The sequence below is a fragment of the Thermoflavimicrobium daqui genome (genome assembly GCF_003313465.1).
GTDB classification, from domain to species: domain Bacteria; phylum Bacillota; class Bacilli; order Thermoactinomycetales; family Thermoactinomycetaceae; genus Thermoflavimicrobium; species Thermoflavimicrobium daqui.
In genome coordinates, this window is the sequence record NZ_KZ845684.1 from 1 (window position 1) to 25,601 (window position 25,601).

20 protein-coding genes, 2 tRNA genes and 2 rRNA genes are annotated in these 25,601 nt (G+C 37.6%); 13 read left to right on the plus strand and 11 right to left on the minus strand.

From position 1 onward, the window contains the following. The 6 genes from DL897_RS18520 to DL897_RS17460 all read right to left on the minus strand — a co-directional run. A 23S ribosomal RNA gene (locus DL897_RS18520) occupies window positions 1–152 on the minus strand; the annotation flags it as partial. Between the two features lie 482 nt (window positions 153–634). Continuing rightward, window positions 635–710 (minus strand) — tRNA-Thr (locus DL897_RS17440). Window positions 711–715: 5 nt separating this feature from the next. Continuing rightward, window positions 716–804, minus strand: a tRNA-Leu gene (locus DL897_RS17445). A 539-nt stretch (window positions 805–1,343) separates the two neighbouring features. Next, window positions 1,344–3,464 (minus strand): type IA DNA topoisomerase, encoded by a 2,121-nt coding sequence (locus tag DL897_RS17450; RefSeq protein ID WP_113660395.1) that lies wholly within the window; start codon window positions 3,462–3,464, stop codon window positions 1,344–1,346. Window positions 3,465–3,690: 226 nt separating this feature from the next. Then, a complete protein-coding gene (locus DL897_RS17455; protein WP_113660396.1) occupies window positions 3,691–4,176 on the minus strand; it encodes a fascin domain-containing protein in 486 nt (161 codons plus the stop codon). A 98-nt stretch (window positions 4,177–4,274) separates the two neighbouring features. Continuing rightward, window positions 4,275–4,958 carry a uracil-DNA glycosylase gene (locus tag DL897_RS17460; RefSeq protein ID WP_113660414.1) on the minus strand — a complete coding sequence of 228 codons (684 nt, stop codon included), beginning with the start codon at window positions 4,956–4,958 and terminating at the stop codon, window positions 4,275–4,277. Between the two features lie 606 nt (window positions 4,959–5,564). Here DL897_RS17460 and DL897_RS17465 point away from each other — a divergent pair. The 3 genes from DL897_RS17465 (at window position 5,565) to DL897_RS17475 (ending at window position 8,179) form a co-directional block, all read left to right on the plus strand. Further along, entirely contained in the window at window positions 5,565–6,257 is a 693-nt protein-coding gene (locus DL897_RS17465) for a sugar transferase (protein ID WP_113660397.1), read from the plus strand. Between the two features lie 83 nt (window positions 6,258–6,340). After that, a complete protein-coding gene (locus DL897_RS17470; protein WP_113660398.1) occupies window positions 6,341–6,937 on the plus strand; it encodes a YveK family protein in 597 nt (198 codons plus the stop codon). A 225-nt stretch (window positions 6,938–7,162) separates the two neighbouring features. Then, the gene (locus DL897_RS17475) at window positions 7,163–8,179 is read left to right on the plus strand and encodes an O-antigen ligase family protein (RefSeq protein WP_168188869.1); all 1,017 of its coding nucleotides are present in this window, start codon (window positions 7,163–7,165) and stop codon (window positions 8,177–8,179) included. A 6-nt stretch (window positions 8,180–8,185) separates the two neighbouring features. On the opposite strand, the gene DL897_RS17480 is transcribed toward DL897_RS17475, so the two are convergent. Further along, the gene (locus DL897_RS17480; RefSeq protein WP_113660400.1) at window positions 8,186–9,619 is read right to left on the minus strand and encodes an oligosaccharide flippase family protein; all 1,434 of its coding nucleotides are present in this window, start codon (window positions 9,617–9,619) and stop codon (window positions 8,186–8,188) included. 215 nt (window positions 9,620–9,834) lie between these two features. On the opposite strand from DL897_RS17480, the gene DL897_RS17485 reads away from it, so the two are divergent. From DL897_RS17485 to DL897_RS17495, 3 genes are all read left to right on the plus strand, one after another. Continuing rightward, window positions 9,835–10,791, plus strand: coding sequence for a polysaccharide deacetylase family protein (locus DL897_RS17485; RefSeq protein ID WP_276308606.1), 957 nt, complete (start codon window positions 9,835–9,837; stop codon window positions 10,789–10,791). 10 nt (window positions 10,792–10,801) lie between these two features. Beyond that, window positions 10,802–11,599: a hypothetical protein gene (locus tag DL897_RS17490; protein WP_113660402.1), complete on the plus strand. Its 798-nt coding sequence runs from the start codon at window positions 10,802–10,804 to the stop codon at window positions 11,597–11,599. Window positions 11,600–11,780: 181 nt separating this feature from the next. Further along, complete coding sequence (locus DL897_RS17495) at window positions 11,781–12,938, plus strand: glycosyltransferase family 4 protein (RefSeq protein ID WP_168188870.1); 1,158 nt, start codon at window positions 11,781–11,783, stop codon at window positions 12,936–12,938. Window positions 12,939–13,002: 64 nt separating this feature from the next. Here DL897_RS17495 and DL897_RS17500 read toward each other — a convergent pair whose 3' ends face one another. From DL897_RS17500 to DL897_RS17510, 3 genes are all read right to left on the minus strand, one after another. Beyond that, the gene (locus DL897_RS17500) at window positions 13,003–13,755 is read right to left on the minus strand and encodes an arylamine N-acetyltransferase family protein (RefSeq protein ID WP_113660404.1); all 753 of its coding nucleotides are present in this window, start codon (window positions 13,753–13,755) and stop codon (window positions 13,003–13,005) included. Between the two features lie 443 nt (window positions 13,756–14,198). Then, the gene (locus tag DL897_RS17505) at window positions 14,199–15,164 is read right to left on the minus strand and encodes an alpha/beta hydrolase (protein ID WP_113660405.1); all 966 of its coding nucleotides are present in this window, start codon (window positions 15,162–15,164) and stop codon (window positions 14,199–14,201) included. Further along, window positions 15,154–15,747, minus strand: a complete 594-nt coding sequence (locus tag DL897_RS17510) for a GNAT family N-acetyltransferase (RefSeq protein ID WP_113660406.1) — start codon at window positions 15,745–15,747, stop codon at window positions 15,154–15,156. The genes DL897_RS17505 and DL897_RS17510 overlap by 11 nt, the downstream gene beginning before the upstream one ends. A 188-nt stretch (window positions 15,748–15,935) precedes the next feature. Here DL897_RS17510 and DL897_RS17515 point away from each other — a divergent pair, with 188 nt between their 5' ends. From DL897_RS17515 to DL897_RS17545, 7 genes are all read left to right on the plus strand, one after another. Then, on the plus strand, window positions 15,936–17,300 hold the full coding sequence (locus tag DL897_RS17515; protein WP_113660407.1) for an aspartate aminotransferase family protein: 1,365 nt from the start codon (window positions 15,936–15,938) through the stop codon (window positions 17,298–17,300). Window positions 17,301–17,321: 21 nt separating this feature from the next. Continuing rightward, window positions 17,322–18,857, plus strand: coding sequence for a pyridoxal phosphate-dependent decarboxylase family protein (locus DL897_RS17520; RefSeq protein WP_113660408.1), 1,536 nt, complete (start codon window positions 17,322–17,324; stop codon window positions 18,855–18,857). Further along, complete coding sequence (locus tag DL897_RS17525) at window positions 18,850–20,676, plus strand: IucA/IucC family protein (RefSeq protein WP_113660409.1); 1,827 nt, start codon at window positions 18,850–18,852, stop codon at window positions 20,674–20,676. The genes DL897_RS17520 and DL897_RS17525 overlap by 8 nt, the downstream gene beginning before the upstream one ends. A 43-nt stretch (window positions 20,677–20,719) precedes the next feature. Next, window positions 20,720–21,268, plus strand: coding sequence for a GNAT family N-acetyltransferase (locus tag DL897_RS17530; protein ID WP_476718225.1), 549 nt, complete (start codon window positions 20,720–20,722; stop codon window positions 21,266–21,268). Continuing rightward, window positions 21,246–22,607 (plus strand): lysine N(6)-hydroxylase/L-ornithine N(5)-oxygenase family protein, encoded by a 1,362-nt coding sequence (locus tag DL897_RS17535; RefSeq protein WP_113660411.1) that lies wholly within the window; start codon window positions 21,246–21,248, stop codon window positions 22,605–22,607. Before DL897_RS17530 ends, DL897_RS17535 begins: the two co-directional genes overlap by 23 nt. Before the next feature lie 40 nt (window positions 22,608–22,647). Then, window positions 22,648–24,441, plus strand: a complete 1,794-nt coding sequence (locus DL897_RS17540) for an IucA/IucC family protein (protein WP_113660412.1) — start codon at window positions 22,648–22,650, stop codon at window positions 24,439–24,441. Window positions 24,442–24,736: 295 nt separating this feature from the next. Then, window positions 24,737–25,129: a DUF5391 family protein gene (locus DL897_RS17545; protein WP_113660413.1), complete on the plus strand. Its 393-nt coding sequence runs from the start codon at window positions 24,737–24,739 to the stop codon at window positions 25,127–25,129. Between the two features lie 307 nt (window positions 25,130–25,436). On the opposite strand, the gene DL897_RS17550 is transcribed toward DL897_RS17545, so the two are convergent. Then, window positions 25,437–25,601 (minus strand): 16S ribosomal RNA (locus tag DL897_RS17550); the annotation flags it as partial.

Here is a 25,601-nt window from a genome sequence, read left to right on the forward strand (position 1 = left end):
AGGTACCAGTCCTTCAGACTGGTGGGTTGCCCCATTCGGAAATCTCCGGATCAAAGCTCACTTACAGCTCCCCGAAGCATATCGGTGTTCGTCCCGTCCTTCATCGGCTCCTGGCGCCAAGGCATCCTCCGTGTGCCCTTACTAGCTTAACCTACCTAAGCCTAATATTTTAAGGTACTCACTCTCGGTGAATGTTTTTCCCTTGACTATCATTTCCTTATCTAATTTTCAAGGTGCGTTTCTGTTGTTAATGTCGCTCGCGGCGACAAGAAGTAATATATCACACTGCTAACCATTATGCAATAGATTTTTTCGATGTAATATTATTCCATTTTTAAAACTGATTTATTCTTAATTCTAATATCTTTTTGTGCTCTTCTTTAAAAACAACTTCCAAACCAAAAAGTCCGGGAAATAGGAAGACTAATCCAATACCATAAACCATGTAGCCTCTGCCATCAAAAAAGCAATTCATGATAGAAACCTTTCTGAAGAAAGGAACTTTCTTTCAGATATAAGTCGGTAATTCACTCGAATTTATACGAATACAAGTTACCTTAAAGTCGATGAAAATTGGAAATAAAAAAATCGCCTTATTTTTATAGCAAAAATAAGGCGATTAAGTCGAAGTGATTGGTGCTGGTGAGAGGACTTGAACCCCCAACCTACTGATTACAAGTCAGTTGCTCTACCAATTGAGCTACACCAGCATATTTGGTGCCGAGGGCCGGACTCGAACCGGCACGGTAGTTACCTACCACAGGATTTTAAGTCCTGGGCGTCTGCCAATTCCGCCACCCCGGCAAGGAAATTAATTGAATTGGCAAATTTTTTATCGTGTTGACAATTGATAATATACCACGATTCTATAAAAAAAGTAAACCCCTTTTTTATATTTTTTATAGGAAATTTTTCAGGAGATACGTTTTCTCATTTGAAATACAAAATAATTGATAGTAGAGGTTATTGCATGAACCAGCCGCTCATACTTCCCCAATTCCTTCCGATACTTTATCAGTTTAAAGTCGATCTACACAAAAACGATTCGCTCCAAATATAGAACAAAGCGAGGTTTTTGGATTCCGCCAAGCGATGTCAAAGGAAAAATTACGTCTCATAGTGCGGATGGCTAGGATATCAAAACACCTTCATTCGTTATATAGAGCAAGATAAAACGATCATTATTTTAACTAATCTAACGCATGATTATTCATTGGATGAAGTGATCATCCAAGAAGTTGTCCATATTTTATTTGACCAACCTTATACCATTCCATCCACTCCACGCGGTGAAGAATCAATATAAAGCTCCTTCCTATATATAGGAGGGAGCTTCTTTTTCATTATGGGTCGGCTTTCGTAAACTCTTTTTGATTGAAAAACTCAAATGTGATCTTCCCATCTACAAAACGCAAATACGCGTCAAATTTAGTTCCTTTCTTCGATACAAAACCTTTAATTAGCCCTGTCTTTTTCCCACTTAACAGTTTTTTGATATGGGCTTTGCTAATCTTTTTCCCAAGTAGCTTAGATGGAAGTGTAAACTTACAGCCTCTTTGATAACCTATACAGCCATAAAAAGTTTTCCTATCGATAATCCCCTTACCACAGACAGGACAAATCCCCAGGATCTCGGGCTTTTTTGAAGTTTGTCCATCTTGTTGAACACTCTCTGAAATCTTCCACTTTTTTGCTCGACTAATCGCATCTTCAACCAAATGTCTTGCCAGTTCCTTCGACTTTTCAATAAAATGAACTGGTAATTTTTTACCTTGTCCGATGCCGTGAAGATACTGTTCCCACTTCGCAGTTAAATCGGCTTTTCCCAAAATGGTATCTCCTACTGCATTTACAAGCATTTTTCCCTTCTTGGTAGTTGAGACAATGTTTCTTTTTACTTCGATATAATTTCTCTCTTTTAAAGTTTGAATCATTCCAGCACGTGTTGCTTCTGTTCCCAGTCCCATCCCTTTCATCGAAGATAAGTCTTCATCTTCAATATGTTTTCCTGCTGTTTTCATTAAAGTGATCAATTGCCCTTCTGTATAAGGCTTAGGTGGCTGGGTAATCCCTTCTTTTAATGATAGAGATGGATCTACCTGCTGTCCTTCTTGTAGCTTTGGAAGCGGCTGATTTTCCTCTTCCTTCTCCTCTTGAAATACCTCCTTCCAACCTCGCTGTGTCACCTTCTTACCCAATGATTCAAATTCATATGGATCAATCTTCGTTGTAACTTTCGTTTGTATGTATTCATAGTCTGGATAATGAGCAGCGATTAAACTTCGAGCAATCTCATCATAAATCTTTCGTTCATCAGGGGGGAGTTGTGGAAGAGTGGGCACCTGTTCCGTAGGAATAATGGCATAGTGATCTGAAACTTTTTTGGCATTGACATATCGGCCATTTTGGCGAATATCTTTTAGTTTCTTACTTATTTGAAATTGTTTTCTTAATAGATTAATAATACAAGGAAATTCTCTGGCTTCAGCAGGAGTGACATGTTGACTATCACTTCTTGGATAAGAAACATATCCTTTTTCATAAAGTGATTGGACCAATTGCAATACTTTAGCTGGAGGGAATTTATACTTTCGATTCATCTTTGCTTGTAAAGTACTTAAACTATGAAACATAGGTGGTTTCACTTTTTTTAGATCGGCTTTAATTTTGTATACAAATGCCGGTTGTCCCATCAACCTTGTAAGTAAATTTTCTGCTTCCTTCTTTACAAAGAAACGTTCCTTGTATTTTCCTTTATATTTTTCTTTCCCCGTATCAAACATGGCTTCGATCTCCCAAAAGGGCTCTTCCTTAAATTGTTCGATTTCTTCTTCCCGCCGACGAATAAGACAAAGTAATGGGGTCTGTACTCTTCCAGTTGAGAATACATCTTTAATTCCTTTTTGTTGCATTAATAGGGTATAAGCACGGCTCGTATTTATACCTACTAACCAATCACTGTATGCACGCGCCAAAGCTTCATCATAAAGCGCTTGGGTCTCTTGACCCTGACGTAAATTGGAAAAAGCCTGTTTAATCGCTGACTCGGTTAGTGACGAACACCAAAGACGCTTGATCTCTTTCTTCGACGCCCCAGCTAACTGAATAATAATACGGGCAATATATTCCCCTTCACGCGCCGGATCCGTGGCAATAATAATCGTATCTGCTTTGTTCAAAATTCCTTTGATAAACTGAAAATGACCTGCTTTTTGTTTAATAATCCGGTGTTTAAACTGTGCAGGAATGATCGGTAAACTCTCAAGTCGCCACTTTTTCCACATAGGATTATATTTCTCTGGCTCCACTAATTCGCATAAATGACCAATTGCCCAAATGACAACAGCCCCTTGTGGAAAGGTTGTACATGGGGCGATACGGATCAGTGATTTTTCCTTTTTATGAACAAATGGTGAGGCAAGTTTACGTGCTTGATCCGGTTTTTCTGCTAGAATGACATTCATTTGACAACCCTCTTTATGACCGTAATATCAACAATTCACTATCGCTTTTTTATAGCCATTTGCCCATCACTTCTAAATAACAGAGCATCAATTAAGTATTTGATAATGTAATATCCCCATCCTTCCGAATAAGGATGGGGCATTCTTTAAGAGGTTATCACACGAATAGTCGTTTAACACATTGAATTATAGATCTTCTTTCGATTATAGATAATACAATATCTTTTTAATATTGAACTTCAAACTTTTCATGATGGCTGATCGACTTTTTATTCGCAATGAACTCTCTTTTGCCACTTCCAACCGCTGTCAACCACTTTCCGTTTCGTTTCGCTTTAAAAGACATATGGTAATCTTGATGTTGGTGGATGATGAGTTTCTCATTATTCCCAACTTTACTTGCTGTCGCTAAAACAACTCCATTCCTACTCACAGAAAGATACTTACCGTTTCTTTTGGACTTAAAGGCATGATATCCACCTGATAGAGGAATCACTTCGAACTGTTCACTTTTCGTTACTTTCTTCGCATCGACAGCAATTTTGCCTTGAGCCTTCACAGAAACATATAAACCATTATAAGCTTGGATATATGTAACAAGACGCTCTTGCTTACTGCCACTTTTTTTCTTAGCATAGGCAACATTTCCTAGGGGAAATACACAAGTCATAACCAAACCACATAACAAAAAATATTGGAAAAACCGTTTCAAAAACAATCACTCCTTCAAATCATCCAACTTATATAAGAGCCATTGTATTTAATTAGTTAGTCCAATATTCATGCTTTCAAATCGCAATAAGAGATCTTTTAAGATTCAATATTAGGAATTTGCCAATCGATTGTCTCACTACCTATATTATGTAGAAATTCATTAGTTTTAGAAAACGGCTTACTATTAAAAAAGCCTTTCTTAGCAGCCAATGGGCTTGGATGTGCTGACTCAATAATAAAATGATGAGAGTTAGTGATTAACGCTTTTTTTTCTTGAGCTGGTTTCCCCCATAAGATAAACACAATGGGCTGTTCTCGTTGATTTAAAGCAGTAATCACTTGATTTGTAAATATTTCCCAACCTTTTTTCTTATGAGAATTTGGTTTTCCATCTCTAACCGTTAAAACAGTATTTAACATTAATACACCTTGCTTAGCCCATTTCACCAGATGACCATGATTAGGGATCGAGCATCCGAGATCAGCTTGTAATTCTTTATATATATTTCGCAAAGATGGAGGGAGTTTCACCCCGGGCTTAACTGAGAAACTCAGTCCATGTGCTTGTCCTTCACCATGATAAGGATCTTGCCCCAAAATCACAACTTTGGTATTCGTATAAGAAGTTAATTGTAAAGCTGAAAAAATCTCTTCACGTTTTGGATAGATCACTTGCGTTTTATATTCTTCTTCCAAGAAAGTCTCTAACTCTTGAAAATAGGGCTTCGTAAACTCTTCTTTTAAAATAGAGGACCAGTCATTTGTTAAATAGTCTCGCATCATTTCTAACTTTCATCCTTTCTTTACAAACGTATGTTTTTATTCGACTCTCCTATTCTCTCATAAAAACCCTAAAAGTGTAAAGAATATTTAGCAAGCAAGTCTAACAATCATATAAGCTAGAATTAATTTATACGATTGTTATTATATGGTAAAAATAAAGGTGTAGATCCGTTAGTTTATTGATATAGTCTTTGTTTGTGTCGTCTTTCCTTTTCTCCTACCTCATTAAAAAATGGGCAATACTCCATTGGAAACGGATTTGTTGACAGTTTCAAAAGTTAATCATTTCCTTTTCCTCTCCTCGCATAGTATAAGATCCATACTAATAGTTCTAAATAACAACAAGTCGTTTGTTTTCTACTGATGGATCACAAGACTTCGCCCATTTCTTGTATCAATTATGGTCATTGATACATTTATTTTTTATTTGATAATTACCTAAACATTCCAACAAGAATCCAAATAATATAATGTATCGCTTTAATTTATGTTGCAATCAATCTATAAATGAACTCTACTAAATTTTCTGGATATTACTATTTATACATCAATCAAACACATTTAATAAAAAAATTACTTATGTAAGTTGAAGGGAGCATGTAAATGTACCCACTATTCTCTAAAAAATCAATAAAAAGGAAAAAGAAGGGAAACTTTTTCGAGGAGTTTGTTTTCCATGATTCCCCAATTGCCAAGGATTACAAACAAAAAAAAAGCTTTTATATAACATACGGAAAGAGAATTGGCGACATCATCTTTTCAACTATGCTTATTTTATTTACATGGCCCATCATACTTTTCGCCATGCTTGTCATCAAATTGGATTCTCCAGGTCCCATCCTGTATATCCAACAAAGAGTAGGACTTTATGGCAACTATTTTCAGCTGTTTAAGTTGCGGACGATGCGTGAAGGTGCAGATCAATCAGGACCAGAGTATACGCTTAGTGGTGACTCAAGAATCACTCGCATTGGTAGTTTTCTTCGCATAAGACGTCTGGATGAACTCCCCCAATTAATCAATGTTTTAAAAGGGGAGATGAGCTTAGTCGGCCCCCGTCCACTCACTCCACTCCTTACTCAGAAGTATCATCAAGAAGAACTCGGATTTATCCATCGCTTATCCATTCAGCCTGGTTTAACAGGGCTTGTTCAAGTAAGCGGCGGGGATAACTTAACAATTAAAGAGAAAGTCATACTGGATGCTTATTATATGAAGCATATTAGTTTTACTATGGATCTTAAAATACTTCTTAAAACATGTCTAGTCATCCTAACAGGTGATGGTGCTAGATAGAGGAACAAAAGTAAATTCCCGCTCATAAAGTATAGGTGAACAATGCTCCAACTATTGGGACCTATCGTGAGGGGTGAAGGAAATTGACAAAAGAAGTATTGGATTTCCGTGATTTCTATCATGTTCTAACTAAATATTTTCGGATAATACTCCTCATTATTGTTACAACCACTTTATTAAGTGGCATGATTAGTATCTTTTTTACCCAACCTGTATATAAAGCTGAAACTGAATTAATGGTAAACGTAGGTGAATTAACGCCTAGCGATATTGAAGCAAATCTTAAGCTTTTAGAAACGTATCGCTCCATCATTAAAAGTGCGACGATTATGGAACCTGTTGCCAAAAAGCTTGATATAGCTAATGTGGAAGAGCTAAGCAAACAAGTCGATGTTCAATATTCAGACAAAGGCTCCCAAGTATTTTCGATCATTGTAGAAGACCGGAATCAGAAACAAGCTGTTTTAATCGCCAATATGGTTACAGCTATTTTTCATCAAGAAATCTATAGTCTCTTCAATGTAACGGATGTTCATATTCTAACATCAGCCAAAATTGAATCATCTCCTTCTAAACCCATCTTTTGGTTATATGTATTCGTCGGATTCCTCATTGGATGTATCATCGCTATAACAACTGTGCTATTCCTTCAGATTTCCAAATCCCAAATAATGAAATGATCCTAAGAAGGTGATACTCTGTTTCAATTACAAACGACTTATCATATCTTCTTTTGGCTTACATTCGCCTTCAGTGGGTTCCTAATCTTCGAGCCAGCCCCCTTTGATATAGTCATCATTTTACTAATGATGACTAGCTTCGTTTTGTCATATGTCAAATATCATTTATCTATTCTTAAACCACTCATTTTTATTTTCATTTATATGATAGGTACTTTTATTTCCATGTACATGATGAAGGACAATGAAAGAGGGTTTTATTTTTTATCGATTACTGTCTATTTAATCGTTTTTTGGTTTTTTAGTGTGGGTGTAGTCACCTATTTTCAACATTCATTAGTCAAGACCATTTTTTCTGGTTATACGGTTGCGGCTGTGCTTTCTTCCACCTTAGCCATGCTGTCTTTTTTCCATCTAATCCCTAACTCCAATCTATTCTTAAAATATGAACGAGCGACAGCCCTGTTTAAAGATCCCAATGTTTTCGGCCCTTTTTTGATACCCATTGCCATTTATTCGATTCTAAAGATGGAGCAGTCAAAAATAAAGCTAAAAATGAGGTGGATTTTTGTTTTTTTTCTTACCACGACTGGTGTACTTCTTAGCTTTTCTCGTGCTGCATGGCTAAATTACTGCTTATCATTAGTCGTCTATCTGCTCTTAAGAGTTTTTCATTTCGAAGAATATAAACTATGGATTAGGCTTGGATTTATGAAATTTATAATCATTCCCATTGTTATTTTTTTCATTGCTCTCTTAGGGTTTGTGTATCTTGAGCAATTAAATGAATTCTTCATCCAACGATTCGGTTTTCAAACCTATGACGATGATCGATTTGCTACACAAATGGATGCGATCCAGCAAGGGATACAAAATCCACTAGGAATTGGCCCAGGTCAATCAGAAATCATTTATCTACTTTCTACGCATAATTTGTATATCCGTGTGTTTACCGAAAGTGGTTTTATCGGCTTTCTAGGACTAATAGGGCTTCTGATTATTACACTCAAGCGCTGTATTCGTTTCTCTTTCCTCGCTTCTTATCAAAAACAAGCTTATTTCGCACTATATACCGCGGTTCTTATAGGGATATTTGCCAATAGCTTGTTCATCGATAGCTTACATTGGCGTCATTTATGGTTGTTTCTATCTGTTCCATGGGCTTATATTCCACAAAAATCGGAAAGTGCAAATAATCTGGGGAATCATAGCCAAAAAAAAAACCAAGCAATCCCTGATTGAATTCCCCTATTCTCTAAAAAATCTTTTTACTAATTTCGCTATCTGATCAGGGACTTCTATAACTTTCAAAAAAAATACAACCGAGAAGTATACGAATAAACCGAGTACCATTTGTCCAATAAATGCGAAAAACCCCGTAAAATTAGTGAATGGGATTAGAGAAAGTATCATACAAAGTGTAGCGAATCCAATTTTTAATATTTCTTTATATGGAAAAGGCAAGGGAAATATCTGACGCCCGATCAACCAAGATATCATGATTGCAAGTAGATAGGAGACAATTGCCGTATAAACAGCTCCTAAGATTCCCATATATGGAATTAAGAAAAAATTAAGTCCTACATTCAAACAAGCTGCAATCAAATTAGGCCATATTTGAAGCAGAGTCCGCTTGGCAAGCTGAAACGATAAGTCAATATAAAAATGCTTCGTTCCTTCGAAAAAAACCGCTAATGCAATCAGAGGGATCACAAGTGCTGCCTGTTCTCGAAAAACGGGTCCTAAAAAAAGCAAAGCGATTTGGGGAGCAAGAACAATATATCCGGCAGTGGCAGGAATCGAAAGCATAAAGAAGGTGGTTGTATATCGATGTAACTGTTTCTTTGTTTCAGTGATTTTTCCACTTTCTAAGGTACGCACAACGAGCGGAAAGCCAGCTAGATTTACGATTACCATGATTAAAAGCAACGTTTGCTGTGTCAGATCATAAGCAACAGCATAGATTCCAGCTTCTGTTGTTCCCTTAAGCCATCCCAACATGATTCGGTCTGAACTGACAATGACAAAGTGCAAGCTAAGTGTAATGGTTAAAGGAAAACCATACATGACGAGCTGTTGATAAATGGTACGGTCAATTTGTGGGATACGAACTTCTTTCCAATTTTCTCTTAGAATAAAAATGAGTGGTAGTAACATCCCTGTCATCACGCCAAGTAAAAGTCCATAAGCCCCCATATCAACCGTAATCATCCATATACTAAATAAAGTGGTGACAAGTGCCTTACTGATCACAATCCATCCATAGACATGTGGGGCAAGTTTGGCTCTTAATAACTCCAGATTTAACTCATACCAAGCCATGATCCAAAGTAGTCCTAAGCCCATCCACCATAATCCTTTATATCTCTGAATGCCGTCTATGAACCACATCCCTTGGCTTATCAAAAGAGTAAAAAAGATGACACATAAAAACAAAGTGACAATGGTACTTAGAAAATGGCGCTCTTTTAGATTAGAATATTTCGAAAAATAACGCAGAATACCATAACGTAACCATTGGAAAAAAATCATATTGATAAATTCCACAACCGCAACTACCATCGTATATTTCCCAAATTCATCAGGCGAAATGAGCCGTGTATAAACCCCGATCGCTAGTAAATGAATTATTCCAGAAAAGCCTCGTGCGAAGAAATAAATCACTGCATGTTTGGTCAACATCGTTTCCTCTCAGTTTTGTTTTTAATTTTAAACACCATCATCATATGCAAAAATAATGAATAATTTCCTTTCGACTAGGAAGTAATATTTCACGGATGATAGTTAAATCTCAATTGCATCCAGAAAGAGATTCGAATATACTATATTAATTTTATTTAGTTCTTCCATTCAATGAAACAGGAGGGATTCTCATCAAAGAAAATGGTATTCTTATCATTTCACTCGATTTTGAGCTTTACTGGGGGGTTCGGGATCAATTCACGAAAGAAGCTTATACAGATAATCTATTAGGGGTACAACAAGCTATTCCCGCAATCCTAAAATTGTTTGAACAATACCGTATTCACGCAACATGGGCAATTGTTGGGTTCTTATATTTCCAAAATAAACAAGAGTTATTAGCTTACTTACCATCTATCAAGCCCAACTATATTGATCGAACCTTATGCCCATACAAATATCTGGATTCACTTCCTCACTGTAGTCAGGTTGACCCATTTCATTTCTCTCCTTCTCTCATCCAATTGATCTCTACTTATCCATTTCAAGAAATAGGTACACATACCTTCTCCCATTATTACTGTTTAGCTAAAGGACAATCGAGTAGAGCATTCCAAGAGGACTTAAAACAAGCGATCGCCGTTGGCAAAAAATTTGGTTATGTTCCTCATAGTATCGTTTTTCCAAGGAATCAAGTTAATGAAAAATATTTACAAATATGCAAAAAAATGGGAATAACCTCCTATCGTGGAACAGAAAAGAGCTGGTTTTATCAAACATCAGAAAAATCCCATAAACAATGGATAAAAAGATTCCTACGGCTTATTGATGCCTATCTTCCTCTATCCGGTCACAATTGTTATCAAATCGATCAGATCAAGCGAGACATCCCTTTTAATATTGCTGCTAGCCGCTTTTTAAGACCTTTTTCTAAATCTCTTCGGGTCTTTGAAATCTTTCGATTAAAACGCATATTATCCGACCTAACTTATGCAGCTAAAAAGGGAGCAATCTATCATTTATGGTGGCATCCTCATAATTTCGGTGTTAATCTGCGTGAAAATATAATCTTTTTACAGAAAATACTTGAGCATTTTTTAAAGCTCCAACACAGATATGGTATGAAAAGCATGAACATGGATGAATTATCCCAAAAGTTATCTGCCATATAGGAGTGATCAGATGCAATTAGTTGAATGGCAAACAGCTTTTTTAAAAGTTTTAGATGTTTATGGATGGGACCAAAAATCCTTTCCTATACCCAAAGTTGATCTGATCATCTATTCTCAATTACCCGAGATACTGCTCCGAAATCAAAAGTACACGTTGCATAAACGTTTTAGAACATTATATATCGATCTCCAAAAAGATGAAGAATCATTATTCGCAGACCTATCAAAAACAACACGCTATCAAATCAAAAGAGCCATTCGTGAACAATTCCAAGTCGTAATTGAAACATCACCTTCTCAGGAATTAGTTTATGAATTTTGTAACTCCTACAATTTATTCGCCAATAAAAAAGGGATTCCAGCAAGTAATATGAGCAAACTACAGTCCCTCAATCAAAAAGGGTTATTAGTCATTTCCTACGCTCTTGATCCCAACAACGAAAAGGTATGCTTTCATGCAAGCAATGTACGTGATCAACGAGCTTGTATGATTTACTCTTGTTCCAATCGTTTTTCTTTAGATTCTTCACAAAGAAATGCAATTGGGAGAGCAAACCGCTATTTACATTGGATGGAGATTTTACATTTTAAAGAAGCAGGTTATACCATCTATGATTTTTGCGGTTTATCACTAGACAAGGGAAATCAAAAACTCCAAAAAATTGATCACTTTAAGAAAAAATTTGGGGGTAAGGAGGTTATAGAGTATAAGTGTTATGAAGCCAAAACATGGATAGGAAAGCTCGCTCTTCTTTATTTGAGCTGGAAGTGGAAGGATAGTCCGGAGCTAATTGAAGTGAATTTCTAGTCAACACAACTACTTACCCTTTCAATGGTGTGCTTACAAATGGCACAATGGTTTTCTTAAAACGTTATTATCCCCATTTTGAAGGAGGTACGACTAGAGACTCTTAGCATCCACCGGGGATACCAAGCAGCATTATCATTCTTATCCATCTACAATGACGAGTCTCCTGTCGGCTATTTTCATGAAAATTTTACAAGTATGCAATATCGATACTGCTGTTGCTGCTTTTTTAAAACCTCTCCATTCCATGTTCATGCAACAAGATTATACTGTGCACTATGCCTGTACTCAAACAGGATCACTATTTAAGGAACTACAAAACGAAGGGCTCTATATGATCCACATTCCCATTCATCGTCGCATTTATTCTCTGCAAAACATTAAGTCGATTGGTCAACTAGCTGTTCTAATGAAAAACGAAAGGTATGATGTTGTTCATGTTCATACTCCCATCGCAGCAATACTCGGTCGAATTGCCGCCAAACTAGTTCGTGTTAAACACGTGATTTATACGGCGCATGGTTTTTATTTTCATGAGCACATGTCTAAACTAAATTATTTATTCTACTACCACATCGAAAAATATTTTGCTCGTTATTTTACAGATACACTTCATCTCGTAAGTCGGGAAGATTATGACCTATGTATAACTAATCAATTTCGTCCCAAAAAACACCTGGTTCATATTCAAAATGGGGTAGATCTTCGCTTTCGCTTCAGTGAGGAATTGATCAATTGTACCAAAAAAGAAAGTTTGAGAAAAGAGCTTTTCATTCAGCCAAATGATATCGTTTTTACCTTTGTAGGACGCCTAGTTAGGGAAAAAGGAATCCTCGAACTACTGGAGGCATTCCAACATCTAAAACAAGAGTGCAGGAGAGTTAAACTATTAATAATCGGAGAGTTATCCACTAGTGAACGGGATCAAAAGAGCTATCGAAAAATTGAAAAAGATATTCAAAATGATACCTCAATCATTGCCCCAGGTTATCGCAAAGATATTCCCGAACTACTGTCAATTAGTGATGTATTTATTTTACCTTCATATCGTGAAGGGTTACCCTTATCCATCATCGAAGCGATGGCGATGAAAAAGCCCATAATTGCTACAAATATTCGCGGTTGTCGAGAAGAAGTCATGCATGGGAAAAATGGTTTTTTAGTAGAAGTGGGAAATCCCGAAGAACTATATCAGAGAATGTACGAATTAACAGTCAATCATAACCTACGATCCGAATTTGGCCAAAACAGTAGAAAAATCGCCGAGAAATATTTTGATAAGGAGGAAGTGTTATCAAAGCTACTTCAACTGTATCATCAAATCGAAAAAGATCAATAAGCTTTGAAGCCAATGACAAAACCGGTTCCTTACATACTTGGAACCGGTAAGTCCATTAAGCGGATCATGACAAGTTTATTCCAAAAAAACGCTGAAGCTCTTTATAAAATTGTTGATCTGATAAAATGGGGAACTTCTGCTTATTTCTATCTTGGGTCATCGTCAAAAAATCCTGTGTCAACGTGATTCGACCATCCAAGGTGGCGATTGTACACATTTTTTTCTGTGTAAAATGAGAAGCAGGAGAGGTTTGATGGTATTCGCACATCGAGGTGAATGCTTGTAATTCATATGATCGGGTCGTAAACCGATATTCCGTAATCCAGCCATTTTCCTCCTGCTTTTGTAGAGCATATCCATCAGACGCCTCTTCCAAAATGACTCGATAACGTCCGCTAATATCTTCTACTTCTTCTCCAGTAAGTGGTAATGGGAATCGACAACTATCACCAAAGCCTACATCTACCAAATAAGGTTGGTCTAGGTACACCAAGATGGCTAAATGATCAAATTCCGGACCAAACGAGTTATCCTTATCTCGTACACGTGCAGAGATCAGTGATGTGGTAAAACCACACTCTCGCAGAAGCCAATCAAATAATCCGTTTAGTTCATAGCAAAAACCACCCCGACACTTTTCGATCACTTTTTCAAACAGCTTAGGTAATGATAGCTGAATGGGTCTGCCTAGAGATATATCCAAATTTTCAAACGGTATATGGAGCAAATGATTCTCTTGAAGGCGTGACAAAAACGATAGGTTAGGACGCCCCACTTCTTTCATATTGATTCGATTCAGATAAGTGGATATATTCATCAATCTCTAACCCCCTTCATTAGCCATAAATGTACTTTTAATTGCAAACTAGAATATCAAAAAGACTTCTCTTATATATGATATAAATTTTACCTCTTATACAGAATAATATATATTAAATATATAGTAAATAAAAAAGTATATAAATAGATCCACTTGCCCTCATTAATTGATATTTTACAAGTATTTATGAATGATTGTCTCCAATGTTCATTACTAGATTTATGTATGATTTTCTCTTTATATACTATTTTTATGTTTTTGCAAATAGATAAAAACCCTTTTAACTATTTTATAATCTAAAAAAGAAAAGAGAAGATTAACCCTTTGGCTATTCATAAAGTGAATAAGATGGGTTCCCGATTCCTGTTGTTTCATTGAAAAAAAGAAAGTTAGATGCTTCAGCCTTATCTCTCGATTAAAGGGTACCTTGATATGTGATTTTATGCCCCGATTTGAACAGGTGCTTCTAGCACCATCTGCTTCAATGCATCGATGATTTGGTCAAATGCTTGTCTAGCTAATTCTACGCTACCAATCATATGAATAAAACTATGAACCAGCCCTTCAAAACACATATATTTCACACAAACACCATCCCTCTTTAATCGATTCGCAAATGCTGCTCCTTCATCACGAAGTGGATCAGCTGCTACTGTTACAATCAATGCAGGTGGTAAATTGCTTGCATCTTTAACTAGTAATGGTGAAGAATAAGGTTCCAAACCTTGAGATGGATCTTCTAGGTAATGGTGCCAAAACCAGATCATTCTTTCTTTGGTCAGATTTTTTGTGCCTTCTTCTTGATAGGATTCTGTGTCAAAAGAGTAATGGGTTACAGGTGTAATGAGGAGTTGACCAGTAATATAAGGAAATCCTAGTTCCTTAAACTTGATTGACGCTGCGGCTGCTAAGTTCGCTCCAGCACTTTCACCTCCAACAACAAAACGAGATGGATCCCCCCAGAAATCATGGATATGCTCATAAATCCATTGAATCGCATAAACCGCATCTTCAAATGGTTTAGGATACTTATACTCTGGTGCCAGTCGGTAACCTACTGATATCACTACACTTTTCGATCGATGAGCCATATAACGGCAGATATGATCCGAACTATCTAGGTCACCTAGAACCCAACCTCCACCATGAAAATAGACCAATATTGGAAATGGACCTGTCCCTTCTGGTGTATAAATTCGAATAGGTAATCGATATTCTAAATCCGAAATATATTTATTCTCTTCTTTTATATTAGGTATAAACAGTTCTTTGTAGAACTTTCTACCTTCTTGGAAATAAAAGCGCGACATTTCTGGTGTTAACTCATTTAAAGGGGGATGATTTAACCTTGCCATATGCGTATAAATTTCGGTTAATAGCTTCTCTACTTGAATATCAATCGACATCACTATACCCTTTCTGATCTATTATCTTTATGGGATACACCATTAGATAAGCTTTTTTATGAGGTAGCTGAATTCGGTTCACAACTTGAAAGCCACATTCTTTTAGTGCAGGAATCACAATGCGGTTTCGTACATCAGGTTCAACAACCATTTTAGTTGATTCAAAAGTTTGCAGAGTATAGGAAAGTATTGTATTGAATATTTGTTTTATATATTTTTTATCTAAAAAATAGCGGGGGCCAATCACAAAGTGAGCACCTAAATCTCTCTCATCATAGTCATAATAGTTACGGATATGATCTGCTCGTACATTGTATAGCATGACATAACTAATCGGTTGCTTATCTACATACACCATATAGTGCTTACGATTTGGATTTTGAATCGATTGGTCTAAATAATCTTTAAATTCTTCGAGTGGTATATCTAACTTCCAAAAAGGCGCAATATGTCTGTACTGCATCCATTCATGTAATAAATATAAATCTTCGGCAAATGTCATCTGTCTAATCGATATCATCTGATTGATCTCTGTTGCAAAGCGTTGATATAAAAAACGTTGTGTTACAGAATCATTCTTCAACCTACCTTACCACCTTTCTGTTTTACGCTTCTTTACTTATATAATAAGCGTAAATGATTATCATTCGCAATTAATTTTTTTTAATATTTGTTAATGAAAGTTATTTACATTCATTTTGAGTGATGATATATTTATATCCGAGCGCGATAAATGATAATGATTATCATTATCTTAATGAGGTGATCATAATGTATTCTACTCAAGTTCAAACGAATACCCATTATCTTTTGAATCAAGAACAACGAGAGTCCAATGCACGTTCCTATCCTCGTCGGATTCCAATTGCGATCAAAGAAGCAAGCGGAATAATCGTAACCGATATGGAAGGAAAAACATACTTTGATTGTTTATCAGGGGCTGGAACCCTTGCACTCGGTCATAATCATCCAGTGATTATCGAAGCGATTCAACATGTACTTGCACAAAATCTTCCTTTACATACACTTGATCTTACAACACCGATTAAAGATGAATTTGTAGAAGAATTATTTGCTAGCTTACCACCAGCGTTTTCATCACGAGCAAAAATTCAATTTTGTGGTCCTGCTGGAGCCGATGCAGTCGAAGCAGCTATGAAAATAGTTAAGACCGCAACAGGTAATCGAACCGTTCTCTCTTTTCATGGGGGTTATCATGGAATGACACATGGAGCACTCAGCTTAACAGGGAACCGAAGTCCAAAAGAACCGATAACGGGATTAATGCCTGATGTCCATTTTCTTCCCTATCCTTATCGCTACCGTTGCCCATTTGGCTTAGGCGGAGAATTAGGAGAGCAGATTAGCTACCAATATATTCAGAGAGTTCTTGATGATCCTGAGAGTGGCATCACTTCTCCTGCCGGAATGATTATGGAAATCGTTCAAGGTGAAGGCGGAGCCATCCCAGCACCCGATGAGTGGGTCCGAAATATTCGTTCAATTACACGTAAACATGGTATTCCTCTTATCATTGACGAGGTTCAAACAGGGCTTGGTCGGACAGGCAAGCTTTATGCCTTTGAACATGCAGGAATCTCTCCAGATGTAGTCATTTTATCCAAAGCAATTGGTGGCTCTTTACCATTAGCTGTTGTCGTCTATGATAAAGATTTAGATCAATGGTCCCCTGGAGCGCATGCTGGCACTTTCCGAGGTAATCAAATGGCGATGGCTACTGGAATCGCAACGATTCGGTTTATTCGTGAAAATCGGTTAGAAAGCATGGCTACTAAAATGGGCGAACAGCTGCAAAATCATCTGAAGACCATTCAAAAATTAAACTCTTCGATTGGAGAAGTACGTGGTAGAGGATTGATGATTGGGGTGGAAATTATCAATCCTAAGCAACAGCCGGATAATCTGGGTAGTTATCCAGCATATCCAGAGCTTGCTCGACTCATTCAACAAGAATGTTTCCATCGGGGCTTAATCTTAGAATTAGGCGGTCGTCATGGTAGTGTTGTTCGTTTCTTACCTCCCCTGATCATTACCCAAGAGCAAGTCAATCAGATTAGTCATATTTTTGCTGAAGCAGTACAAGCTGCGGAGAAAAAAATACTTCATTCTCTATAGAGGGGAGCTTCAATAACTAGTATGTCTAAACATGATCCTATACAAGTGGAAGGACTATTTTTGAATCAATCTTCTAAATCCTGGGATAATTATGATCAAGCTTTACGATGGGTACAGCACCTAATCTATGAACACTATGCTAAGAAAACACAACCTTTTAGTGGAATTCAATTGGAAGAATTACTTGCCCAACTAGGGACCATACAACTTATCCCCGAAGAAAATCGTGATCTTTTCGAGGTACTTACCCAAGTGAGTCAATCAATTCTTCAGCATTCGGTCGTTGTCCACCACCCAGCCTGTGTTGCACATCTCCACTGCCCACCTTTGATCCCTGCTCTTGCAGCAGAAACAATGATTAGTGCAACAAATCAGTCGATGGATTCTTGGGATCAAAGCCCAGCAGCTACCTTACTGGAACAAAAAATAATCGAATGGCTTTGTCAGTTGTTCTCTTTTAAAGAGACAGCGGATGGCGTTTTTACCAGTGGAGGTACACAATCAAACTTGATGGGATTGTTATTAGCTAGAGACCGATATATCCTAGACCGTTTTCATTGGCATGTACAAAAACAGGGATTACCACCTGAAGCGCATCGATTACGAGTGCTATGTTCAAAGTCAGCCCATTTCACGGTCAAACAATCGGCAGCTTTACTTGGCTTAGGTGAAAATGCTGTCGTCTGTATTGAGACAGATGAAAGGCAACAGATGTGCATAAATGATTTAGAGCAAAAACTACAACAGTTAATAGAAAAAGGCAATCTTCCTTTTGCCCTTGTTGCTACTGCTGGAACCACGGATTTTGGAAGCATTGATCCACTCGTAGAACTAGCTAATCGTGCACGTGAGTTTGGTATCTGGTTCCATGTGGATGCTGCTTATGGTGGGGCTATCATCTTAAGTGATCAGCATAAGTCAAAATTAGCTGGGATAGAACACGCAGATTCGATTTCAGTCGATTTTCATAAATTATTTTATCAACCGATCAGTTGTGGAGCTTTCCTTATCAAAGATCGATCTCAGTTTCATTTGATTAAGCACCATGCCGATTACTTAAATCCTGAAGAAGATGAATCGCAAGGAATTCCCAATCTTGTAGGAAAGTCGATTCAAACCACGCGTCGGTTTGATGCATTAAAGCTATATATTTCGATGCAAACAGTCGGGCGTATCCAATTTGCTAAGATGATCGACTATACTCTAGAATTAGCACAAAAAACTGCTAAACTCATTTGTGCTGATCCACAGCTTGACATCATGAATCCCATACCTAGTCTGAATGCTGTGGTATTTCGTTATCGGACAAGCCATACTCCAGCAGCGATTTCAGCACGTGATTGGCAAAATCAAATCAACCAATCTATCCGTCATTCCCTGTTAATGAGTGGAAAAGTAGTATTAGCACAAACCAAAGTAGAGGGAGAATCCTGTTTAAAACTAACATTACTAAATCCACGGACAACCCTAGAAGATGTAGAGACGATCTTAACACAAGTAAAAGAAATAGGAGCACAATTAGAAATAGAGAGAGGAGAGAAACAAGTCCATGTCTAAGAAGCTGGCTGAACAAGCAAGTATACAAAGCTTTTTAAATTGTTATCTTCGCGAAGTAGGCAACTATGAATTAGTAGAAAAAAAATCCTCAGGCGATTATCAAGCAAAATGGAAACATTCCCCTCAAACATTAGCAGAAAAGTTCGTCGTCTTATCCTTGGTTAATCAAGGAATCCAAATCATTGCCCCTATCAAATATTGGTCTTTAACAGATCGACATTTGTTTCATTTTCCGTTGTATTATTTAACAGCAACCCACCAATGGTTGGAACTAGATTATGTAACGCTTGTCACACTGATTACTAAAGAGTTGTCCATTTCGCGTCATATCTCAGTGTATCCGGATGAACTCGTCTTCCGAACAATCCAAAGCTGTCAACATATTGAATCATTCATCTCAGCTCGCAAGGCGGATACCAAAGAACTCTATCAAACTCCATTTCACTTTCTCGATGCTGAGCAGTCGCTTATCTTTGGCCATCTAATGCACCCAACTCCGAAAAGTCGTCAAGGTTTATCTGATCTAGAACAACATATCTATTCACCTGAACTAAAGGGGAAATTTGCACTCCATTTCTTCCGGGCTCATCACTCGATCGTACAGGAAGACTCAACTGAATCAGAGTCAACAACCCAACTGATCAAAAAGGAGCTGCTACAGGATCCAGAATGTAGCGAATTTTTCAAAAAGGAATACTGTCAGCCTGATGAATATTCTCTTATTCCCGTTCACCCGTATCAGGTGAAATATTTATTACAACAACCTGCGATTAAACAATGGATTGACCAAGGATTATTAACCGATCTAGGTATTCAAGGGAGAGCCTATTATCCCACGTCATCTTTACGAACACTTTATCACCCGGATGCACGCTGGATGCTAAAATGCTCGATTCAGCTTAAGATTACCAATTCCGTCCGCTTAAATAAACGAAAAGAGCTCGACCGTGGTGTAGAAGTCTCTAGAATTCTAGGTAGCGAAATTGGACAAGCGTTAGCTAAACGCTTTCCAGCATTTCAAATCATTGAAGATCCTGCCTACATTACACTCTCCATCCCTGATGCTGAAGAGTCTGGGTTTGAGTTGGTTTTACGTAAAAATCCTTTTCACGGAGAACATGGCGCCAATGTTACTTGTCTTGCTAGCCTATGTCAAGATGCGATCGGTCATGAAAAAAGCAGACTAGCTCACATCATTACGAACCTGGCAATCCAAGAGGGGCGGAGCACTCACGAAGTTAGTTTAGACTGGTTCCGTCGCTATCTCGATATCTCTTTCCAACCCCTAATGTGGCTGTATCTAAGCTATGGAATTGCTTTAGAGGCTCATCAACAAAATAGCTTAGTAGAGTTGGCAGCAGGATATCCACATCGTTTCTATTATCGAGATAATCAAGGCTATTATTACTGTGAATCTACTTTCCCAAGGTTACAACAAATTTTACCTGGAATTAGCGAAAAAAGCCAAACTATGTGTGCAGACCATGTTGCAGATGAAAGATTGCGTTATTATCTCTTTATCAATCATTTAATCGGTCTGATCAATGCATTTGGAACTGCTGGCCTCATCGATGAACGTGATCTTCTAACGGAACTACATCGTGCTCTATTGGAATTAAAACCAATGAATCGAACACCATCCAATTTGATTACTAGTTTATTAGAAGATAAACAACTTCCTTGCAAAGCAAATTTACTTACCCGACTACATGATATGGATGAGTTGGTTGGAGCAATGGAAAGCCAATCCGTCTATGTACATATTTCAAATCCAATTTTAAAAGGGGTGAATGTATCTTATGGATCTACACCCATCTAATTCTCTAACCCACTTTGAACTGTTTCAACGCTATGATTCATCGATTGGAAAAACCATTTCGTTTCGGCAAGTTCAATTAGAAGAAGACTTGGATCGGCTACATCAGTGGATGCATGAACCACATGTAATTCCCTTTTGGAACCTTGCGATCCCACGTGAACAATATCGTGAACATCTTTGCAAATTTCTCGCAGACTCTCATCAAACATTATATATAGGCTCACTGGATGGAGTACCCATGAGCTATTGGGAAACTTACTGGGCTAAAGATGATATTTTAGGAAAATTTTATGATTTTCATCCTGAAGATCAAGGGATTCATCTACTAATCGGTCCACCTTCATTCTTAGGTAAAGGATATATTTATCCCTTACTTCAAACCATGACTTATCATCTTTTTCAACATCCACAGACAGAAAAAATCGTTGCTGAACCGGATATTCGTAATAAAAAAATGATCTATGTCTTTCAAAAATGCGGATTTGAATTTCAAAAAGAAATTGATTTACCGGATAAACGTGCTGCCCTTATGTATTGTTATCGAGAACCATTTTTAAGGAGCGTAAGCCATGGCAAAATCATATACAAATGAACAGATACAGCTATTCGATGTAGTCGGAGTTGGTATTGGACCGTTTAACTTAGGACTTGCCACCATGCTAACCAAAGTTCCTGAGATCCATGCCGTTTTCCTCGAACAAAAACCTCAATTCGCTTGGCATCCTGGTTTATTGATCGAGGGAACAACACTACAAGTCCCTTTTTTCGCTGATCTAGTCACGATGGCAGATCCTACCAGTCCTTATAGCTTCTTGAATTACTTGAAAGAACAAAATCGCTTGTATCACTTCTATTTTCTAGAGCGATTTCATATCCCACGGCGCGAATATAACCACTATTGTAAGTGGGTTGCATCTCAGCTGGATAGTTGTCGTTTTGGACAAAAAGTGATACATATCGAGCATATCAAAGAACCGCTAGGCAATTATTTCCAAATTGAAGCAATCGAAGTGGAATCCGGTACTACTTCCATCTATCGGGCGAAGAATCTGGTACTAGGAGTCGGGAGCGTTCCCCATATCCATGCACGATTTCAGGATCTTCCATCAGAAGATGTATTTCATTCAGCGGATTTTTTAGATCGCTTGGATCGTTGTCGGTTAGCTCGTTCGATTACTGTGATTGGTTCAGGTCAAAGTGCAGCTGAAGTTTTTTATACGTTGTTACAAGAACAAAATACACATGGTTATCATTTGGATTGGTTTACACGCTCTAGTGGATTTTTCCCCATGGAGTACTCGAAGCTGGGATTGGAACATTTTTCACCTGACTATACCCACTATTTCCACTCTCTCTCTCAAGAACAGCGTGATAAACGTATTCGTAATCAAGACTTACTTTATAAAGGAATAAGTGCGAAAACAATTGCTGATATTTATGATCTGATGTATGAACGTACGGTAGGGAACCAAAAAATGCCCGTGCGACTACTTGCGCAAACAGAGATTCAAGAAATACTCCCTATTACAGATCAAGGTGGCCAGAAATATCGACTAAACTGTATCCACTTAGAACAAAAGCAAAGCTTCTCGCATGAAAGCGAAGTGGTTATTCTAGCAACCGGATACCAACATCGACTACCTGCCTGTATTGAAGGACTTGACTCTTTAATTCGTTGGGACACCGCAGGTCGATATATCGTCGATTCAGACTATCGCTTATCGCTAACCGAGCCTGTAGAAAACCATATTTATGTTCAAAATGCCGAACTTCATACTCATGGAGTAGGTGCACCCGATTTAGGTTTAGGTGCTTATCGAAACTCCGTGATTATTAACAGTCTTATGGGATATGAAATGTATCCTGTTGCTGATCAAAATGTCTTCCAGCAATTTGGTGTGATAGGCACACACAAACCTACACGAGTGTAAGCAATACGTAAGTTGTAATAAAAGGAAGGAAGAAGTAATAATGGCAAATATACAACAAATCAGCCAAACATTACATCCTACGTTATGGAAATTGGCTTCTCAAAAACTATTAACCAAAATGATTACCGAATTGATGTATGAAGATATCATTCATCCTGAACTGATTCATCATCAAGATCAAGTAGGAACCTATCGCCTGATACTAAATAATGGAATCGAGTACACATTCCAAGCGAAAAAGAGACTCTTTGACAGCTATCATGTATTTAGTAATACCATTCAACGTCATGAAGCAGGCAATTCTATCTTGGCGATAAATCCGAACCAATTTCTATTGGATATCCAAAGTACGATTAGGATGTCATCTGTAACCACAGCACACCTCATTCGTGAATATAACCAAACATTAATTGCAGATACGCATATCTTGGCTAAAAAACAAAATTCAGAGATCGATCTAACTACACTCGATTATGCAGAACTAGAAGGTGAAATGGAAGGACACCCCTGGATTACCTATAACAAAGGACGGATTGGTTTTGGTTATCAAGATTATCTCGCCTATGCACCTGAGCAAAAGAAGCCTATCCAACTTGGCTGGATTGCCGTTCAAAAGGCAAAAGCTGATTTTCATGCTGTCACTGATCTAAGCTATGAGGAGTTGATTGATAATGAATTGGGAAATGAGCAATATGAGCGATTCCAAACAGAACTAAAAAAGCACGGGGTTGAATCCGATCAATACTTTTTCATGCCCGTTCATGAATGGCAATGGGATCACTATATCATTCCGTTTTTCGCTGAAGAATTAGCCCAGAAACAAATTATTCCTCTAGGTACAGGAGCCGATTATTATCTGCCACAACAATCGATTCGAACCTTTGTCAATATAAGTCAAAAACAGCGTCATCATGTAAAATTACCCATGAGTATCTTAAATACGCTGGTTTATCGTGGGCTACCAGGAGAAAGAACGGTTCTTGCTCCCAAAATTACGGAATATATCAAAGGCATCTGGCAAAAAGACTCCTTCTTACACGAAGAATGTCGGGTAATCCTTCTAGGAGAGATTGCCAGTCTGAATGTAGATCATCCATACTATAGCAAACTTTCAGGAGTTCCTTATCAATACCTAGAATTGCTCGGTTGTATTTGGAGAGAGAGTATCTATACCTACTTGGATGAAGGCGAACAAACGATTACTTTAGCTTCTCTACTACATATCGATGGCAATGGAAAACCCTTTGTATCTTCACTGATAGAGAAATCAGGCTTAAGTATAGATGAGTGGATCAAACGTTTAGCAGCGACGATCTTACCACCACTCCTTCACTATCTATATCGTTATGGTGTCGTCTTTTCACCACATGGGCAAAATACGATTCTTGTCTTAAAAGACTTTATTCCACATCGCCTCGCCATCAAAGACTTTGTGGATGATGTGAATGTTAGCAAACATCCCATTCCTGAACTAGCTGATTTACCTGAGGATCTTCGAATTGTGTTGCGTAGTGAAGAGCCGGAAGGATTATGCCAATTTATCTTTACAGGCCTTTTCATCTGCCATATGCGCTATCTCTCTGATCTATTGGAAGAATATCATCACTATTCAGAAGTGAAGTTCTGGCAACACATTCGTGAAACGATTCTCGCTTACCAGCACCGTTTCCCTGAGTGGAAAGAGCGGTATGAGCTGTTTGATTTATTAAGACCTAAGTTCACCAAACTCTGTCTTAACCGGAATCGCATGCTTGATTATGGCTATACTGATGACGATGACAGACCCCATGCTTCAGAATATGGCTATGTCACGAATGCTTTAAGTCAATCATAACCTCGGTTCTAAACTTACTCATATAGCAAAACGATTTATTCTAGTATATGATGCATACTAGATAGTGGATCGTTTTGCTTTTTTTCTTTCATTGATCTTTATCAGATATTACTATTTTTAATTAAAGTTGCACCATTTTTATAGACATAAATTATAGAAATCATTAAAATAAAAGTAGATTCAGTTTGAAAATAAAAATCTTCTCCAATTATAACGTTGGTTTCAAAATATCCGAATATAGAGGCAATATAAAATTTATCGGCAATTCAATCACGAAAGGAGTTGAAAAAATATCATGACAAATAAAGCAAAGAAGTATGGCATTTTTTTTATGACCTTAACTTCAGCATTACTCTTCTGTACGATGTTGGTCATCGCTTCACTTTCTCCACTTGCCGAATTAGGGCCTAACGCTAATCAATTCGGTTCCTTTGGTATGTGGAGTGCAATCGGCATTGTTCTTCTCTTTTATATCCTACCTTTAATCTTTTATATGGTAGGAATCAATGTAATGAGGTACGTCATGGCCTTTTTTTGTGGGCTCGGGCTGTTAATGATTCTTACGGTATTTGTAGTCATTTTAATACTAGATATTCCTGTTTCTTTAGGAGTCATCGTTATTTGCATCGCATCATCGATCGCCAATGCAGCTTGGTTTTTTGTAGCTTTTCGATCATATAAAAGCTAAATGATCAATAATAGATCGTCATATCTAATTAGAAATGGCGGTTTTTCTTTAAAGATCTAAGAGAGACATTTCATACTTAATCGTCAGCTTGATGGTACTCTCAGTATAAAAGATAAAATATGCAAAACACCTAGCTAAGGTTGCTACTCACAAAGATAAGACCTTTAAGGTGTAAATTACAAAAAATATCAATAAAAAATCCTAGGCTTTTGACCTAGGATTTTTTGTATTCCTTGAAAACTAAAGGTGAGAACATGACCCGAGAGGTTTCGATTCAAAAATTTGTATCGATAAAGATACTCCGTAGAAAGGAGGTGATCCATCCCCACCTTCCGGTAGGGATACCTTGTTACGACTTCACCCCAATCATCTGCCCCACCTTCGGCGGCTGGGTCCTTCCCGGGGTTCCCCGCAAAGTAGTACTTTGTGGGGTGGGTAGGTTCCCTCACCGACTTCGGGTGTTGCAAACTCT